Raw genomic sequence first — 16432 nt, 5'->3', positions numbered from 1 at the left:
TAATGTCGGCCTCTGGTCGTAACGTGAGAGCATGGCCAGGAGTACCACGAAGTCAGCGCGCGCGTCCGAGAGCGCCACGCCTCGCCCCAAGAGGCAGGCCGCTCCGAAGGCTCAGGCTGCGCCGAAGAAGTACATCGACGAACTCGACAAGCCTCCCGTCGCCGTGCGCGCGTGGGGCGGTCTCGCCCACGGCGTCGGTGGACTCTTCCGTGCGTTCGGTCCTGAGACCCTCGAGAAGGACGACCGGCGTGACGGCTTCCCGTTCCTGCTCGTGCTGCTTGCGATCGCCGGCGCAGTCAACGAGTGGTTCTTCATCGGCAACGAGGTCGCGTCGAACATCAGCGCCTACTCGGTCGGTCTGCTGGTCGGCCGCGTCGCCTTCGTGATGCCGGTGCTGCTTCTGCTGCTGGCCGGTTGGCTGTTCCGTCATCCGTCCTCCGTCCACGACAACGGGCGCATCGGCATCGGGTTCGGCCTCTTCGTGCTCACCCTCGCGGGCTTCTGCCACATCGCCGCCGGCCGAGCCGACTCGGCAGGACTGCTGGTGCGTGCCCAGCCGAAAGACGGCATGCCGGCACTGAGCGAGGCCGGCGGTCTCTTCGGGTGGATGGTCGGCGAGCCCCTCTCGTACCTCACGCCCGTCGGCGCGTACATCGTGCTGGCGCTCCTCGCGGGGCTGAGCGTGCTGATCCTCACCAAGACGCCGCCGAACCGCATCGGTCAGCGACTCGGCGACCTGTACGCGTGGATGTTCGATGCCGAGCGCACCGAGAAGCCGTCGAAGGACGCGGTCGCGATCGACGACGCCGACAAGGTCGACGACCCGGATGTCCTGCCCTGGTGGCGGCGGAACAAGACGGGTCGTGAAGAGGACCCCGACGAGGGGACTCTCGGATCCGACGACATCACCGCTCTCCTCACCACCTCCGAGCCGACGCCCGCCTACGACCAGGCCGTCGTGGTCGAAGACCCGTACGATGCCGCGACCGAAGTGCTGTCCGAGGTGCGCTCCGTGACGGAGTCGTTGGCCGGTCAGCAGACCACCGCGCTGCTCGATGACGGGTCCGACACCGGCGAGGTTCCCGAGCTGCCGGGCCTCGACGGGTTCGGAACCCCCGGGCCGGGGGAGCGGGGCCCCCAGGCGCCCGTCGCTCCGTACATCCTGCCGTCTCCGGGGCTGCTCGTCGAAGGGCCGCCCCCTGTCGTCCGTTCCGAGGCGACCGACAAGGTGATCGAGCAGATCACGAGCGTGCTGAGCCAGTTCAAGGTCGATGCGAAGGTGACCGGCTTCTCGCGGGGCCCGACGGTCACGCAGTACGAGGTCGAGGTCGGCCACGGCGTCAAGGTCGAGAAGATCCTCCAGCTGAGCAACAACTTCGCGTACGCCGTCGCTTCCAACGACGTGCGCATCCTGTCGCCGATCCCGGGCAAGAGCGCCATCGGCATCGAGATCCCCAACGCCGACAAGGAGATGGTCGCGCTCGGCGACGTGCTGCGGTCCCCGGCCGCGCACAAGAGCACGCATCCGATGACCATCGGCGTCGGAAAGGACGTCGGCGGCAACATCGTCATCGCGAACCTCGCAAAGATGCCTCACCTCCTCGTCGCCGGTTCCACGGGTTCCGGTAAGTCGAGCTTCGTGAACTCCATGATCACGAGCCTGCTGATGCGCGCGCGTCCCTCGGACGTGCGGATGGTCCTCATCGACCCGAAGCGCGTCGAGCTCACCAGCTATGCGGGTGTTCCGCACCTGATCACGCCGATCATCACGAACCCCAAGAAGGCTGCCGAGGCACTCCAGTGGGTCGTGAAGGAGATGGACATGCGGTACGACGACCTCGCGTCGTTCGGATTCCGCCACATCGACGATTTCAACCGCGCAGTGCGTGCAGGCGAGGTCGAGCTGCCCGTGGGGAGCGAGCGGGTGCTCAAGCCGTACCCGTATCTCCTCGTGGTCGTCGACGAGCTCGCCGACCTGATGATGGTCGCTCCCCGTGACGTCGAGGACTCGATCGTCCGCATCACCCAGCTCGCTCGAGCCTCCGGGATCCACCTGGTGCTCGCGACGCAGCGACCGAGCGTCGACGTCGTCACAGGTCTGATCAAGGCCAATGTGCCCTCCCGACTCGCATTCGCCGTGACCAGCGTCACCGACAGCCGAGTGATCCTCGACAGCCCAGGTGCCGACAAGCTGATCGGGCAGGGTGACGCGCTCTTCTCACCGATGGGGTCGTCGAAGCCGTTCCGTCTGCAGGGTGCGTGGGTCGACGAGAAGGAGATCGACGCGGTCGTGAAGCACGTCACCCGCCAGGCTCGGCCGGACTACCGTGCCGACGTCCAGGAGGCGATGGAGCCGACCAAGAAGAAGGAGGTCGACGAGGACATCGGAGATGATCTCGAGCTGCTGCTCGCGGCGGCCGAGCTCATCGTGTCTTCGCAGTTCGGATCGACGTCGATGCTCCAGCGCAAGCTGCGCGTGGGCTTCGCGAAGGCCGGTCGCCTGATGGACCTTCTGGAGTCGCGCGAGATCGTCGGGCCCTCCGAGGGGTCCAAGGCACGCGATGTGCTGGCTACCGCCGAGCAGCTGCCGCAGGTCATGGCGAAGCTCCGAGGCGACGACGTGCCGGCCGCAGCACCCGCAGCACCCGCAGCGGCCCCGGCGACGGCCGCGGGTCTGCCGCATGACCCGGTCGAGGCCCAGTTCCAGGGGCTTCCGGTCGTCGAAGCCGATGACGATGGCGATGAAGACGCCTGGGGATTGACGGGACGCGACTGATGGCCATCCCTCGGCAGCTTCCCAACGCGATCACCATCGCTCGCATACCTCTCGCGGTCGTCTTCCTCGTCCTGCTCCTGATCGGTGGAACCTACGGCATCGGTGACATCACCGTGCGCTGGATCGCGGCTGTCCTCTTCATCGTGGCGATCTCGACGGACTGGGTCGACGGCTACCTCGCGCGCAAGTACGAGATCGTCAGCGACTTCGGCAAGCTCTGGGATCCGATCGCAGACAAGCTCCTCACGGGGGCGGGCTTCATCGGTCTCGCGCTGCTGGGCGAACTGAGCTGGTGGCTCGTCATCATCATCCTGATCCGCGAGTGGGGCATCACGATCCATCGCCTGATGGTCGCGAAGGAGCACGTCGTCGCTGCGGCGTGGATGGGCAAGATCAAGACAGCGGTGCAGGCAGTCGCCCTGTCCTGGGCGCTGCTCCCTCTCCACGTGGTGATCGGGCTCGAGCCGTGGGTGCTCGTGACGGCGATCCTGATGATCGTGGTCCTGATCCTCACTGTGGTGAGCGGCATCGACTACATCGTCGCGCAGGTCCGAGGGTCTCGGCAGCCGTCGTGACGACGGAATCGGAGGCACTGGATGCTCTCGTCGAACGCGGGTGGACGCTGGGCATCGCGGAGTCTCTGACAGGTGGTGCCCTCGCGGCGGAGATCGTGTCCGTCCCCGGGGCCTCGGTCGCGCTGCTGGGCGCCGTCGTCGCGTACGCGACGCCGGTGAAGCGCACGCTTCTCGGAGTGGACGCCGACCTCCTGGCCGCATATGGCCCCGTGCACCCCGAGGTCGCGCGGCAGATGGCAGACGGGGTGCGACGCGCGGTGACCGTGGACGGGCGCGCTGCGGACGTGGGGGTATCGACCACCGGCATCGCCGGGCCCGCGTCCCCCGACGGTCAGCCCGTCGGCACGGTGCACATCGCGGTCGTGACGCCGACCTCAGCCGTGAGCGAGTCCCACATCTTCCCCGGCGATCGCGCGGAGATCCGCGCGCAGACCGTCGATGCCGCGGTCTCTCTGCTGCGTCGAATCGTGCGGGAATAGGCGCGGCACGAGTTCCGTTGTCATCAATGTGCTCACACCGAAAGCACAGCGTGCGAAGGTAGATTTTGTGAAGGTCAGTAGGACTAGACTGGCGATCTCATCGGGGGAGACCTCGAGAAGACGATCTGGGAGGAGGTTCCGATGATTCTTGTACGACAGGAAATCGGCGATGTGCTGAGGGACTTCCGCCTGCAGAAGGGGCGTACGCTCCGGCAGGTTGCAAGCAAGGCATCCGTCGCCCTCGGCTACCTCAGTGAGGTGGAACGAGGTCAGAAAGAGGCATCGAGCGAGATCCTCGCCTCGGTGGCCGATGCGCTCGACGTTCCCATCTCGATCATCATGCGCGAGGTCGGAGACCGCATCTCCGTGCTCGAGGGCATTCAGGTGTTCCCGGACGTCGTCCCTGACGACCTGGTCGCCTCGATCGAGCCCGAGCTCTCGCTCCACTGAACCCTCCGGGCGCTTCCTCTCCATGAGACGCAGTGAATTCCTCCGCGCCGTCGACGCGGAGTTCGGCGGTCGTGGGCCGTCTCTCGTCAGCGACCTCGTCCTGACTCAGCTCTCCGGACGCACCGCCGATCAGGCGTTGGGCGACGGAGTTCCTCCTCGCGACATCTGGCTCGCACTCTGCGCAGAGACGGATGTGCCCGCCGAACGCCGCCATGGTGCCGGGCGCCTGGAGCCGCGCAAGAGGTGAGCTCTCCGCCGGCTCTACGTGTTCGACGCCTTCGATTCGCCTGACGTCGCGACACGCCAGCACGGCGTGTTGTCGAATATGTGTTCGAAACCGGCGTAGTCTTCTGCACAAGTGGTTCAGAGATCTTGTTCTCCCTGTTTCCCGGTGCCGGCGACTCAATGTCAGAGGCCCCTCGTACGGTGAGAAGCAAGCCGAAGAGCCATACGCCTTGTCGGAGAGTTCCGCCCAGCCGGGAGGACCGCGACAGCCTACAGGCGGCACCACGCGAGCATAAGGAGCCCGTCATGCCATCACCCGCTGACCGCGAGAAGTCCCTCGAGACCGCACTCGCACAGATCGATCGCCAGTTCGGAAAGGGCTCGGTCATGCGGCTGGGCAGCGACGAGCGTGCCCCCGTCGCCGTGATCCCGACCGGCTCCATCGCCCTCGACGTCGCTCTCGGCGTCGGAGGCCTTCCGCGTGGTCGAATCGTAGAGATCTACGGTCCAGAGTCGTCCGGTAAGACGACTCTCACGCTGCACGCGATCGCCAATGCTCAGCGTGCCGGCGGAATCGCGGCCTTCATCGATGCTGAGCACGCGCTCGACCCCGACTACGCGGCGAAGCTCGGCGTCGACATCGATGCCCTTCTCGTCTCGCAGCCTGACACGGGTGAGCAGGCTCTGGAGATCGCCGACATGCTCGTGCGTTCCGGGGCCATCGACCTCATCGTCATCGACTCCGTGGCGGCTCTCGTGCCGCGCGCCGAGATCGAGGGTGAGATGGGTGACTCGCACGTCGGTCTCCAGGCTCGACTGATGTCCCAGGCGCTGCGAAAGCTCACGGGTGGACTCAACCAGACGAACACGACGATGATCTTCATCAACCAGCTGCGTGAGAAGATCGGTGTCTTCTTCGGATCGCCCGAGACCACCGCGGGTGGAAAGGCGCTGAAGTTCTACGCGTCGGTTCGCATGGACATCCGCCGAATCGAGACGCTCAAGGACGGCACCGATGCGGTCGGAAACCGCACCAGGGTCAAGGTCGTGAAGAACAAGATGGCTCCGCCCTTCAAGCAGGCGGAGTTCGACATCCTCTACGGTGTCGGCATCTCGCGTGAGGGCAGCCTGATCGACTTCGGTGTCGAGCACGGCATCGTCAAGAAGTCGGGTTCCTGGTACACCTACGACGGTGATCAGCTCGGGCAGGGCAAGGAGAACGCGCGTACGTTCCTGCTCAAGAACCCAGACATCGCACTGGCGATCGAGACGCAGATCAAGCAGAAGCTCGGTATCGGCGGCGCCGTCGACGCACCGGCTGACGAGCTCGCCGAGCGTCGTCCGGCGTGATCGTGATGGTTCTGGGTTGTGTGGCAACCGGAGCGAACCATGAGTGAGGGCGGGGGCGAGCGGGATCAGCTCGCCCCCGTCATCCCGCTGTTCGGGCGGACTGCCGCGCGCTCGGGCTCCACCGACGACGGTTCAGGGGTCGGTGGGTCGGCTCGTGACGACCGCACCGGGTCTGGTCGAGCCGGAGCAGACGCCGAAGCCGGAACCGACGGGCTGGCCGAAGCCAACGGATCGTCTGACGCCGGTTCTCGATCCGGGGCGGATGTGGGTGAGAATTCTCGACCCGATGTCTCCACGTGGAACTCCACGTGGAGTGATCTCGGCTCGACGAGAGCCTCGACGCCCGATTCTCGAGATCCGAGCGACCGGCACCCCGCTCGCGGTGCCGCGGGACGGTCTGCACCGCGCTTGCGTGCACTGCAACCGCCGGGCGATCTCGGCGGCGAGTTCGGAGGCGTGGATCCTGCACGCGTGCGTGAAGCCGCGGAAGAGCTTCTCGTGCGCAAGCTGCGCTCTCGATCGCTCTCGATCTCCGAAGCGCGCATGGTGCTCAAAGGGTACGAACAAGACGGAACGCGGCTCGACTCGGGCGCGATCGACGACGTCCTCGACGACTTCTGTCGACGGGGGTATCTCGACGATGCTCTCCTCGCCGGTCAACTCGTCACCTCGGGGGTCGAGCGAAAGGGTCAGGGCCGCGTGGCGCTCTCGAGAGCTCTGGCCCAGCGCGGGATTCCTCGTGATGTGGTCGACGCGGCGCTCGACGAGCTGCCCGACGACGATGCCGAGCGGGCGCTCGAGTACGCGCGCACCAAGGCACGGGGCCTGTCTCGTCTCGACGGTGACACCGCGTTGCGGCGCCTGGTCGGTCAGCTCTCCCGCCGCGGGTACAACGGCTCGGTCGCGATGACCGCTGCGAAGAGGGCTCTCGCCGAGGCCTCTTTCGGCGGGTCGACATCAGGGGTCCGTTTCGTCGACTCCGACTGACGAGTCCGGCCTCGAGGGTGTCGGGTTCCGGGTCGGTACCGCTCGGGCGTCCGCTCGGGAAGCGCTCGTACAATGGGGGAATCATGACTATCCCGCGCAGTGAACCGACGATCATCAGCTCGTCGTCGGCAGCAATCGACTCCGACGGTCGCACCCGCTCGTACGAGGTGCGCACCTTCGGGTGCCAGATGAACGTCCACGACTCCGAGCGACTCTCGGGGTCTATGGAGAGCGCAGGATACGTCCGCGCCTCCGACGGCTCTGAGGCCGACGTCGTGATCATCAACACGTGCGCGGTCCGCGACAACGCCGCGGGGAAGCTCTACGGCACCCTGGGCCAGCTGGCGGCGGTCAAGCGTCGCAAGGACGGCATGCAGATCGCTGTCGGCGGATGCCTCGCGCAGATGGACAAGCAGGCAGTGCTCGACAAGGCTCCCTGGGTCGACGTCGTCTTCGGCACACACAACATGGGTTCACTCCCCGGACTGCTCGAGCGCGCGCGCCACAACGGCGACGCCGAGCTCGAGATCCTGGAGTCGCTCGAAGTCTTCCCGTCCACCCTCCCCACCAAGCGTGACTCCGCTCACAGCGGCTGGGTCTCGATCTCCGTCGGGTGCAACAACACGTGCACTTTCTGCATCGTTCCGAGCCTCCGCGGCAAGGAGAAGGACCGGCGCCCGGGAGACATCCTGAACGAGATCCGGCTCCTGGTCGAAGATGGCGCGATCGAGGTGACCCTGCTCGGACAGAACGTCAACTCCTACGGAGTCGAGTTCGGCGACCGTCAGGCGTTCGGCAAGCTGCTGCGCGCCGCGGGCGAGATCCAAGGACTCGAGCGCATCCGCTTCACGAGCCCCCACCCTGCCGCCTTCACGGACGACGTGATCGATGCGATGGCCGAGACGGCGAACGTCATGCCGCAGCTGCACATGCCGCTGCAGTCCGGCAGTGACAGGATCCTCAAGGCGATGCGGCGGTCGTACCGGAGCGAGAGGTTCCTCGGGATCCTCGACCGGGTACGGGACCGCATTCCGAACGCGGCGATCACGACCGACATCATCGTCGGATTCCCCGGTGAGACCGACGAGGACTTCGAAGACACGATGCGCGTGGTCGAGCAGGCCCGCTTCTCGAGCGCATTCACCTTCCAGTACTCGATCCGTGAGGGCACGCCCGCGGCGACCATGGAAGACCAGGTTCCCAAGGCCGTCGTGCAGGAGCGCTACAACCGCCTGATCGCGCTGCAGGAGCGCATCTCTCTGGAAGAGAACCAGAAGCAGGTGGGCCGCGAGGTCGAGGTGCTCGTGTCCACGGGCGAGGGCAAGAAGGATGCCGAGACGCACCGCCTCACCGGGCGAGGCGAGGACAACCGACTCGTGCACTTCGAGGTCACACCCGGATCCGCTGTGCCGCGGCCCGGCGACGTCGTCTCGGTGACCATCACGCATGCAGCGCCGTTCCATCTGCTCGCCGACGATCCCACCGGAGCACCGCTGCGCATCCGTCGCACCCGCGGCGGGGACGCATGGGATCGCGCGCAGGCGGACTCGTGCGCTGTTCCGGCGGCGGCCACGGGTGACGGACCCCGCGCAGTCTCACTCGGCGTGCCGACGCTTCGCGTCGGCGTGTGACCGCTCCCCGGCATATGACCGTTCCGGTCCCCCAGGGCGGGGCGCACTCACCGCGGCTGTGGGCGATCGTCGGAGCGACAGGCACGGGTAAGAGCGACCTCGCTCTTGACCTCGCCGAGATGCTCCGTCAGCGCGGCAATCCTGCCGAGATCGTCAACGCGGATGCCATGCAGCTCTACCGGGGTATGGACATCGGAACGGCGAAGCTCACTCCGAGTGAGCGTCGAGGTATCCCGCACCATCTCTTCGACGTCCGAGAACTCGACGAGGAGGCCGCGGTCGCCTGGTACCAGCCTCTTGCGCGTGCGGCCGTGACCGATATCCAGGAGCGCGGCGGCGATGCGATCCTCGTCGGCGGCTCCGGCTTGTATGTGTCGAGCGTCGTCTTCGACTTCGCCTTCCCCCCGCGCGACCCGGTGATCCGAGAGCGTCTCGAGAGCGAGCTCGCCGCTGATGGAGTCGGTGCGCTGCTCGAGCGGCTGCGCAACCTCGATCCGGCGACGGCGTCGAAAGTCGACCCCAAGAACAGTCGGCGCGTCATCCGTGCGCTGGAGGTCCTCGAGCAGGGGAGCTCCACGCACGGTGCGGCGCTCCCCGAGAAGCCCTCGCTCTGGCAGCCCGACACACGCCTGATCGGTCTGCACGTCGACCGTGGGACGCTGGTCGACAGGCTCGACGCGAGAGTCGACCGCATGTGGGAAGCCGGGCTCGTCGACGAGGTGCGGGGGCTCCGCGAGCACGGGCTCGAACGGGGCGTGACGGCCCAGCGAGCGATCGGCTACGCTCAGGCGCTCGGCGAGCTCGACGGACGGCTCTCCCGCGCCGAAGCGATCGCCGAGACGCAGGCGCTCACCCGTCGATACGCCCGTCGTCAGGTCTCCTGGTTCAAGCGGTACCCGGAACTGACCTGGCATGAACCGCCGGTCGACGCCGCCCCGCTCCTCGAACCGTGATGCGGATGTGCGTCGCGACCTGATGTCGGTGGTCGATGGAAAGCTGAGTACATGGCGACCCACTTCTACACCGCAAGCAGCCTCGACGGATTCATCGCGACCGACGAGCATTCTCTCGACTGGCTCCTGAAGCAGGACATCGACCAGGACGGTCCGATGTCGTACGCCGCCTTCGAGAAGACGATCGGCGCGCTCGCGATGGGAGCATCGACGTACGAGTGGGTCATGCGGCATGAAGAGGGGCGTTGGGGGTATACCCAGCCGACGTGGGTGTTCTCGCACCGGACGCTCGAGGTCCCCGAGGGCGCGGACATCCGCGTGACCCAGGGCAACGTCGCCGACGTCCATCCCGACATGCTCGACGCGGCGGCCGGCAAGGATCTGTGGGTCGTCGGTGGGGGAGACCTGGCAGGGCAGTTCGCCGATGCGGGCCTGCTCGACGAGGTGTGGGTGCAGTACGCACCGGTGACGCTCGGATCCGGGGCGCCGCTGCTGCCGAGGTCTCTCGACCTCGAACTCCTCGATGTCGCGCGCAACCGCAACTTCATGTGCGGTCGGTATCGGGTGGTTCGTGACTGATCCGGCGTCGAATCTAGACTGGGGGCATGGAGTGGGCAGTACGGGCGTTCGAGCGCGCCGACACGGAATCGGTGGTCGCGCTCTGGGATGAAGCGGGCCTGACCCGACCGTGGAACGACCCTCGGCTCGACATCGAACGCAAGCTCACGGTGCATCCCGAGCTCTTCCTCGTCGTCGAGGAGTCGGAGGGAGGGGGCTCGGAGCGAGAGTCCGACGAGCGGCTGATCGTCGGCTCCGTCATGGCCGGGTATGACGGCCACCGCGGGTGGCTCTACTATCTGGCCACAGCGGCATCGCATCGCCAGCGTGGGGTCGCCCGATCGCTCGTCCGAGAGGCTGAGCGTCGACTTCTCGCGATGGGATGCCCGAAGGTGCAGCTCATGGTCAGAGAGGGGAACGACGCGGTGCTGGGCTTCTACGACGCGCTCGGTTATGAGCGCTTCTCCGTGTCGAACACGGGCAAGCGTCTGATCGTCGACGCATAGCGGAGATCTCTAGACTGGTCGAATGGTCGCATTCACCAAAGGTCACGGCACCGGCAACGATTTCGTCATCATCGCCGACCCCGACGGGGCTCTCGATCTGAGTGCCGAGCAGGTCGCCGTGCTGTGCGACCGACACTTCGGCATCGGCGCAGACGGCATCCTCCGTGTCGTGCGCTCCGCCGCGATCGCCGAGGGACAGGCCGCGCTCGCTGAGGAACCCGACGCCGAGTGGTTCATGGACTACCGGAACGCCGACGGGTCGATCGCCGAGATGTGCGGCAACGGGATCCGGGTGTTCGCGCACTACCTCGTGCGCTCCGGCCTCGCGACCATCGAGCCGGGATCCACACTGCCGATCGGAACCCGCGCAGGCGTCCGCGACGTCACGCGGAGCGAGACCGGGTACCAGGTCGATCTCGGCCTCTGGAAGCTCTCGGGCGACGATCCGCTCGTCACTACCGACGGCCTTGCGGTGACGCGGCCCGGACTCGGAATCGACGTCGGGAACCCCCACGTGGTGGTCGCTCTCGCCTCCGAGGCCGAACTCGCCTCGTTGGAACTGCACCGCGCCCCCGCGCTCGATCCGGTGCTTCCGGCGGGAGCGAACGTCGAGTTCGTCGTCCCGGGTGAGCCGCTCGTGCGCGACGGAATCGGTCACGTCACCATGCGCGTGTCCGAGCGTGGAGTCGGCGAGACGCTCAGCTGCGGCACCGGTGTGGCAGCCACGGCTCTGGCCGTCCGTCACTGGGCGGGTGAGAAGGCTCCCCACAACTGGCGCGTCGAGGTGCCCGGCGGCACACTGGGCGTGCGTATGTTCCCTGCGGAGGACGGTGAGCATGTCGCTCTGTCCGGACCCGCTCAGCTGGTGTTCAGCGGTGAGGTCGACCTGATCTGATGCGGGCGATCGAGCCCGTCGACCTGGTCATCTTCGACTGCGACGGTGTTCTCGTGGACAGCGAGCGCCTCTCGATCGAGGTGGATCGTCGGGTCCTCGCCGATCTCGGGTGGACTCTCTCGCGGGAGGAGATCCTGCACCGCTTCGTCGGCCGTTCCTCCGCGCACTTCCGCTCCGAGATCGAAGCGCATCTCGGGCGCTCGCTCGCGGATGACTGGGAGACGCCCTACCAGCCCTGGTACGTCGACGCGTTCGAGCGCGAACTCACGGCAGTGCCCGGTATCGAGGCGGCGCTCGATGAGCTCTCGGTGACGACGTGCGTCGCATCGAGCGGGGCGCATGCGAAGATCCGACGGACACTGGGCTTGACCGGACTGCTCCCACGTTTCGAGGGGCGGATATTCAGCGCCGACGACGTCCAGAACGGCAAGCCGGCCCCTGATCTCTTCCTGCATGCGGCCGACCGTCTCGGAATCGTGCCGGATCGCTGCGCGGTGGTCGAGGACAGCCGTTTCGGAGTGCAGGCGGCTCGTGCTGCCGGGATGCGGGTCTTCGGCTACGCCGGGGGCCTCACCCCGGCCGAGTGGCTGGAACGCGAAGGAGCGACCGTGTTCACGGACATGCGCGGACTGCCCTCCCTGCTGGGGCGGTGAGCAGCGCGGGATCCGATCTCAGACGAGTGTGATGGGCTCGGTCGGAGGGGTGCCGTGCTTGCGGACCTTCAGCACCCGGTATCCCTTGGCGGTCGTCGTGCGGTAGACGCTGAAGCCGGGCTGGAACGTCGCGCCGATCCAGCGCTGCAGCGAATCCGCGCCCAGATTGCGCTGCACGACGAGCCAGGCGTCGCTGCGCTCATCGAGGCGGGGAATCCACTTCTCGAGGAGCCCGTGCAGCTCGTTCTTGCCTACGCGGATCGGCGGGTTGGAGCGGATGGAGCGGAACGTCACGTCGGAGGGAACATCCTGGGGCAGGGATGCGTTGACATTCTTGAGACCGAGAGCTGCTGCGTTGCGCCGAACCAGGTCGAGGGCTCGTTCGTTCACGTCCACGGCCCACACGGTCGCGTGCGGCGCGGCGAGAGCCATCGAGAAGGTGATCGGGCCCCACCCGCTTCCGAGGTCGAGAAGATGGCCTCCCGGCGGAACGGGAGGCATGTTCGAGAGAAGGACGGCAGTACCGGCATCCAGCCGATCCGGGCTGAAGACGCCACCAGCGGTGGTGAGGTCCAGCTCACGGCCTGCGAGCGTCACACGGATCGATCGCAGGTTCTCGGGGCTTGCCGGGGCCGCGGTGAAGTAATGGTCGGACCCCATACCGTGAGCGTAGCGGACAGCGCGGGCTAAGGTTAAGGCTCGCAACAAAACCCAGAGATCAGGGACGGATGACGGAGACCACGACACACTCCACAGGTGACGAAGCAGTCGATCGCGTGCTCGCGAATGCGGAGAAGCGCACAGAGGCGCGCGTGTTCGGCGCTGCGCAGGCGCTGCAGGACCGCGCCACGGCGTCGCATGCCTCATCGGACGGCGACCAGTGGGATCTCGAGGACCGTCATGCGCTGCGGCGCGTCGGCGGCCTCTCCACCGAGCTCGAAGACGTCACAGAGGTCGAGTACCGGCAGCTGCGGCTCGAGAACGTGGTGCTCGTCGGCGTGTACCCGCAGGGTGCTCAGGAGGATGCCGAGAACTCGCTCCGCGAGCTCGCAGCCCTCGCCGAGACCGCAGGTGCGGTCGTGCTCGACGGCGTGCTGCAGCGCCGCCCGCACCCGGACGCCGCGACCTACATCGGACGAGGCAAGGCTCAGGAGCTCAAGGACATCGTCGCCGCCACCGGCGCCGACACGGTGATCGCCGACACCGAACTCGCGCCCAGCCAGCGGCGTGCGCTCGAAGACGTCGTCAAGGTCAAGGTCATCGACCGGACCACCGTGATCCTCGACATCTTCAGCCAGCACGCCAAGAGCCGCGAGGGCAAGGCGCAGGTCGAGCTCGCGCAGCTCGAGTACCTGTTGCCGCGTCTGCGCGGCTGGGGTGACTCGATGAGCCGTCAGGCGGGTGGCCAGGTCGGTGCCGGCGGTGCAGGTATGGGCTCACGTGGCCCCGGTGAGACGAAGATCGAACTCGATCGACGTCGGATCCGCACGAAGATGGCGCTGCTTCGCCGCCAGATCCGTGACTTCGGTCCGGCGCGTGAGGCGAAGCGCGCTGAACGCAAGCGCAACACGATCCCGTCCGTCGCGATCGCGGGGTACACCAACGCGGGCAAGTCGAGTCTGCTCAACGCGCTCACCAGCGCCGGTGTGCTGGTCGAGAACGCTCTGTTCGCGACGCTGGATGCGACGGTGCGGCGTTCGGAGACCTCCGACGGTCGCGTCTACACGCTCACCGACACGGTCGGCTTCGTGCGCAATCTGCCGCATCAGCTCGTCGAGGCGTTCCGGTCGACGCTCGAAGAGGTCGGCGATGCGGACGTGGTGCTGCACGTGGTCGACGGCGCGCACCCCGATCCCGCGGGTCAGCTGCAGACCGTGCGCGACGTGATGGGCGACGTGGGCGTGCGCGACATGCCTGAGATCGTCGTGTTCAACAAGGCCGATCTCATCGATGACAGCGAGCGGCTCGTGCTTCGGGGGCTCGAGCCCAAGGCTCATTTCGTCTCGTCGCGGTCAGGCGAGGGGGTCGAGGAACTGCGAGCGGCCATCGAGGAGGCCCTGCCCAAGCCCGCGGTCGAGGTGCACGCGGTCGTCCCGTACGACCGGGGAGACCTTGTCGCCGCGATCCACGAGACCGGAATGCTTCTGTCGGTCGACCACCGCGAGGAGGGCACGGCCGTGCATGCGCGCGTGTCCGAGCGACTCGCTGCCGACCTCGCGCCCTTCGCAGCCGACGCCTGACGACGGATTCAGCGCGCGAGGAACCGCGCTTCGACCGTGGCGGAGATGACGATCTCGTCGGGTTCGTACTCCATCGACGAACTCCCGGCGTCGGCGGACGCGAGTGCGGCCCCGCGGGCCTTCGCCATGCCGGAGAACGGCTGAGCGGGCGTCGGAGCGATCAGTCCGACGTCGGCGATCTCGACGGGAACGACCTCGCCCAGCCCGAGGGCTGTGGCGTAGGCCTGTGCGCGTGCCACGGCCACGCCGACCGCCTCCGCTGCGACCTCGCGCTCGAGGCGCGCGTTCGTCTCAGGCGTGAGATGCCAGTTCACCCAGCCGACCTCGACACCGTCCCAGGGAGAGACGTCCGACACCCAGAGCGACAGCTCGGATGTGTCGGCGAATGTCGCGGTCAGATCGATGCTCGCGTAATAGACGGGAGCGAGTCGCTTGCCCTCGTTGTTCCACGGACGCTCGGCTCGCACCGAGAGCCGGGTGCTCGTCCAGTCGATCACGGTGCCCGAGTCCTTGCGGGCGGTGATGCTGTCGCGAACCGGCTCGGTGAGGCGCATCACCTGGTCGACCACGGAGGAACGCTCAGGTCCCTCTGCGCGCACGCTGACACGGACGGTGGCGCGCTCGGGCGCGACACGCGCTTCGTGCTCGCCGCGGACGGTGACGGTGACTTCGCTCATGGGGCGACTCTACGCCAGCCGCATGAACAGGCGAGGAATGGCGGAGACGGTGCGAACGTTGTAGTCTGTGATGCTCGGGTACTCCGGTTCCCGAGTTGGAAATTCCACAGTGTGACAGCGGCTCCTTCGAGAGAAGGACCACGGGGCTGATCGGTTTCGACAGCGCCTGTGAATCCACGAGAAGCGGGCCGAGGATGCAGAGTTATCTCGTAAACGCTCTCTGCAAAAAAATAGTTGCCGAAACCAAGCGCAACGACTTCGCCCTCGCTGCATAAGCGAGCCCGATAGTCCGTCAGGCCGTATGTGATTCCGATACGGATCCTGGCGTCATTTAGGAATCTTGCTGCGTGATGGCGTCTGGACGTCACGTGGGACTCTTCCCAGGCTGGGCTCGTCGACTTAGGTGTCTGTGACAAAGGTCGGAGCCGAGCAGAACGTCTGCACAGACTGCGCCCGGAGAAGGCGTGGAGACTCAGCGTTGGACGGGGGTTCGATTCCCCCCAGCTCCACCAGGTCGCTGTCACGAGCGAGAACCCCGAGGTGGGCGCACACGCGCCGACCTCGGGGTTCTCTCATGTCCGGCGCAGTCCTGATGCGTCCAAAGCGTCAGCGGCGGGCGAGGTCGTCGAGGGTCTTCTGCGCTGCCCGCACTTCGTCCTCGGTCTCGCTCACCCGCGTCGCGAGTCCGCGCTGCTCGCTCTCCGCGCGCTCCACGTCGGCGTGCGCCCGCTTCGCGTCGCTCCGGACCGCCGCCAATTCGGCTTGCAGGTCGCGCTCGCGCCGATCGAGTTCTTCAACGCGCAGCGAAGCGCCCCGCAGCGCGCGATCCGCCGAGGCGGCCTCCCGCACTGCGCGTTCGTGGGCCGTCTCGGCCTCTCGCAGCGCGCGCTCGGCGTCGCGACGTTCACGGCGGGCCTTGACCTCATCGGGAGGCGTGGTCGTGGTCTTCGGCGTCGACGGCTGCCCGCCGCCGACGAGGCTGTCCGCGATGTCGGCGAAGTCTCCTGAGGGCTCCAACTCACGGATGAGTCGCCCGGAAGCGACGGCCGCAGCCGCAGCAGGATCGAAGAAGGCCGCAGTGATCGTCTGTTCGACTGCGTCGCGGGTCGAGGGCGTGACCCGGGCACCGCGTGCTTGAGCCAGCTCGACTGCGCCGGCCGCAAGTCTGCTCGTGAGGGCGCGTCGGTCTCGTCCGAGTTGCGAGAGCGCTTTCGCGTCGAGATCCGCTTGCGCCTCCCGGAGCTCCTCGGCGAGCTGCAGCGCCTCACCGAGCTGCTCGGCGCGCTCCTGCGCGAAGACGTTGACGACCCACGCCGCCGTCGAGGGTTTCTTCAGGGCGCGGATCTGAGCGGCCACCGAAGGGTCTGCGGCCTGGGCGGCGTGAGCGTTGCGTTCCGACACGAAGTCCACCGGAGGTGCGGCGTAGAGCTCCACCGCGATGTCGGCGAGGGAGGGCTCCATGCGAGCGACGATACAC

17 protein-coding genes and 1 other RNA gene are annotated in these 16432 nt (G+C 67.0%); 15 read left to right on the top strand and 3 right to left on the bottom strand.

Annotation, left to right across the window (positions count from 1 at the left end):
- The first annotated feature begins 31 nt into the window (after window positions 1–31).
- From ACTJKH_RS04825 to ACTJKH_RS04765, 13 genes are all read left to right on the top strand, one after another.
- Window positions 32–2776: a DNA translocase FtsK gene (locus tag ACTJKH_RS04825; RefSeq protein ID WP_440735962.1), complete on the top strand. Its 2745-nt coding sequence runs from the start codon at window positions 32–34 to the stop codon at window positions 2774–2776.
- Window positions 2776–3351, top strand: coding sequence for a CDP-diacylglycerol--glycerol-3-phosphate 3-phosphatidyltransferase (pgsA, locus tag ACTJKH_RS04820; protein WP_440735961.1), 576 nt, complete (start codon window positions 2776–2778; stop codon window positions 3349–3351). Before ACTJKH_RS04825 ends, pgsA begins: the two co-directional genes overlap by 1 nt.
- Complete coding sequence (locus ACTJKH_RS04815) at window positions 3348–3830, top strand: CinA family protein (protein WP_440735960.1); 483 nt, start codon at window positions 3348–3350, stop codon at window positions 3828–3830. The genes pgsA and ACTJKH_RS04815 overlap by 4 nt, the downstream gene beginning before the upstream one ends.
- 141 nt (window positions 3831–3971) lie before the next feature.
- Complete coding sequence (locus tag ACTJKH_RS04810) at window positions 3972–4280, top strand: helix-turn-helix domain-containing protein (RefSeq protein WP_056509484.1); 309 nt, start codon at window positions 3972–3974, stop codon at window positions 4278–4280.
- A gap of 22 nt (window positions 4281–4302) precedes the next feature.
- Window positions 4303–4527 carry a DUF3046 domain-containing protein gene (locus ACTJKH_RS04805; RefSeq protein ID WP_440735959.1) on the top strand — a complete coding sequence of 75 codons (225 nt, stop codon included), beginning with the start codon at window positions 4303–4305 and terminating at the stop codon, window positions 4525–4527.
- A gap of 284 nt (window positions 4528–4811) precedes the next feature.
- On the top strand, window positions 4812–5855 hold the full coding sequence (gene recA, locus ACTJKH_RS04800) for a recombinase RecA (RefSeq protein WP_440735958.1): 1044 nt from the start codon (window positions 4812–4814) through the stop codon (window positions 5853–5855).
- A gap of 471 nt (window positions 5856–6326) precedes the next feature.
- Window positions 6327–6842: a regulatory protein RecX gene (locus tag ACTJKH_RS04795; RefSeq protein ID WP_440735957.1), complete on the top strand. Its 516-nt coding sequence runs from the start codon at window positions 6327–6329 to the stop codon at window positions 6840–6842.
- Between the two features lie 83 nt (window positions 6843–6925).
- Window positions 6926–8473 (top strand): tRNA (N6-isopentenyl adenosine(37)-C2)-methylthiotransferase MiaB, encoded by a 1548-nt coding sequence (miaB, locus tag ACTJKH_RS04790; protein ID WP_440735956.1) that lies wholly within the window; start codon window positions 6926–6928, stop codon window positions 8471–8473.
- Between the two features lie 14 nt (window positions 8474–8487).
- The gene (gene miaA / locus ACTJKH_RS04785; RefSeq protein ID WP_440736146.1) at window positions 8488–9426 is read left to right on the top strand and encodes a tRNA (adenosine(37)-N6)-dimethylallyltransferase MiaA; all 939 of its coding nucleotides are present in this window, start codon (window positions 8488–8490) and stop codon (window positions 9424–9426) included.
- Between the two features lie 51 nt (window positions 9427–9477).
- On the top strand, window positions 9478–10005 hold the full coding sequence (locus ACTJKH_RS04780; RefSeq protein ID WP_440735955.1) for a dihydrofolate reductase family protein: 528 nt from the start codon (window positions 9478–9480) through the stop codon (window positions 10003–10005).
- Between the two features lie 26 nt (window positions 10006–10031).
- Entirely contained in the window at window positions 10032–10490 is a 459-nt protein-coding gene (locus ACTJKH_RS04775) for a GNAT family acetyltransferase (RefSeq protein ID WP_440735954.1), read from the top strand.
- Window positions 10491–10512: 22 nt separating this feature from the next.
- Window positions 10513–11385: a diaminopimelate epimerase gene (dapF, locus tag ACTJKH_RS04770; protein WP_210097733.1), complete on the top strand. Its 873-nt coding sequence runs from the start codon at window positions 10513–10515 to the stop codon at window positions 11383–11385.
- A complete protein-coding gene (locus tag ACTJKH_RS04765) occupies window positions 11385–12038 on the top strand; it encodes an HAD family hydrolase (RefSeq protein ID WP_440735953.1) in 654 nt (217 codons plus the stop codon). Before dapF ends, ACTJKH_RS04765 begins: the two co-directional genes overlap by 1 nt.
- Window positions 12039–12056: 18 nt before the next feature.
- On the opposite strand, the gene ACTJKH_RS04760 is transcribed toward ACTJKH_RS04765, so the two are convergent.
- Window positions 12057–12698 (bottom strand): class I SAM-dependent methyltransferase, encoded by a 642-nt coding sequence (locus ACTJKH_RS04760; protein WP_440735952.1) that lies wholly within the window; start codon window positions 12696–12698, stop codon window positions 12057–12059.
- 68 nt (window positions 12699–12766) lie between these two features.
- Between ACTJKH_RS04760 and hflX the strand changes: the two genes are divergently transcribed.
- Entirely contained in the window at window positions 12767–14278 is a 1512-nt protein-coding gene (gene hflX / locus ACTJKH_RS04755; RefSeq protein WP_259159415.1) for a GTPase HflX, read from the top strand.
- A gap of 8 nt (window positions 14279–14286) precedes the next feature.
- Here hflX and ACTJKH_RS04750 read toward each other — a convergent pair whose 3' ends face one another.
- Window positions 14287–14955, bottom strand: coding sequence for an SIMPL domain-containing protein (locus tag ACTJKH_RS04750; RefSeq protein WP_440735951.1), 669 nt, complete (start codon window positions 14953–14955; stop codon window positions 14287–14289).
- Between the two features lie 142 nt (window positions 14956–15097).
- On the opposite strand from ACTJKH_RS04750, the gene ssrA reads away from it, so the two are divergent.
- Window positions 15098–15467, top strand: a transfer-messenger RNA (tmRNA) gene (gene ssrA / locus ACTJKH_RS04745).
- 94 nt (window positions 15468–15561) lie between these two features.
- Here ssrA and ACTJKH_RS04740 read toward each other — a convergent pair.
- On the bottom strand, window positions 15562–16416 hold the full coding sequence (locus tag ACTJKH_RS04740; RefSeq protein ID WP_440735950.1) for a transposase: 855 nt from the start codon (window positions 16414–16416) through the stop codon (window positions 15562–15564).
- Between the last annotated feature and the right edge of the window lie 16 nt (window positions 16417–16432).

It is taken from the genome of Microbacterium sp. 22215, from assembly GCF_052045655.1.
Taxonomy (GTDB): Bacteria; Actinomycetota; Actinomycetes; order Actinomycetales; family Microbacteriaceae; genus Microbacterium; species Microbacterium phyllosphaerae.
Note: the sequence above shows the minus strand (reverse complement) of the source record. Positions and strands in the feature narration are given on the sequence as shown.

Bases quoted from the DNA above. Each gene is read 5' to 3' on its own strand.
- ACTJKH_RS04825 (WP_440735962.1), top strand. From the start codon at position 32: ATGGCCAGGAGTACCACGAAGTCAGCGCGCGCGTCCGAGAGCGCCACG.
- pgsA (WP_440735961.1), top strand. From the start codon at position 2,776: ATGGCCATCCCTCGGCAGCTTCCCAACGCGATCACCATCGCTCGCATA.
- ACTJKH_RS04810 (WP_056509484.1), top strand. From the start codon at position 3,972: ATGATTCTTGTACGACAGGAAATCGGCGATGTGCTGAGGGACTTCCGC.
- ACTJKH_RS04805 (WP_440735959.1), top strand. From the start codon at position 4,303: ATGAGACGCAGTGAATTCCTCCGCGCCGTCGACGCGGAGTTCGGCGGT.
- recA (WP_440735958.1), top strand. From the start codon at position 4,812: ATGCCATCACCCGCTGACCGCGAGAAGTCCCTCGAGACCGCACTCGCA.
- miaB (WP_440735956.1), top strand. From the start codon at position 6,926: ATGACTATCCCGCGCAGTGAACCGACGATCATCAGCTCGTCGTCGGCA.
- miaA (WP_440736146.1), top strand. From the start codon at position 8,488: ATGACCGTTCCGGTCCCCCAGGGCGGGGCGCACTCACCGCGGCTGTGG.
- ACTJKH_RS04780 (WP_440735955.1), top strand. From the start codon at position 9,478: ATGGCGACCCACTTCTACACCGCAAGCAGCCTCGACGGATTCATCGCG.
- ACTJKH_RS04775 (WP_440735954.1), top strand. From the start codon at position 10,032: ATGGAGTGGGCAGTACGGGCGTTCGAGCGCGCCGACACGGAATCGGTG.
- dapF (WP_210097733.1), top strand. From the start codon at position 10,513: ATGGTCGCATTCACCAAAGGTCACGGCACCGGCAACGATTTCGTCATC.
- ACTJKH_RS04765 (WP_440735953.1), top strand. From the start codon at position 11,385: ATGCGGGCGATCGAGCCCGTCGACCTGGTCATCTTCGACTGCGACGGT.
- ACTJKH_RS04760 (WP_440735952.1), bottom strand. From the start codon at position 12,698: ATGGGGTCCGACCATTACTTCACCGCGGCCCCGGCAAGCCCCGAGAAC.
- hflX (WP_259159415.1), top strand. From the start codon at position 12,767: ATGACGGAGACCACGACACACTCCACAGGTGACGAAGCAGTCGATCGC.
- ACTJKH_RS04750 (WP_440735951.1), bottom strand. From the start codon at position 14,955: ATGAGCGAAGTCACCGTCACCGTCCGCGGCGAGCACGAAGCGCGTGTC.
- ACTJKH_RS04740 (WP_440735950.1), bottom strand. From the start codon at position 16,416: ATGGAGCCCTCCCTCGCCGACATCGCGGTGGAGCTCTACGCCGCACCT.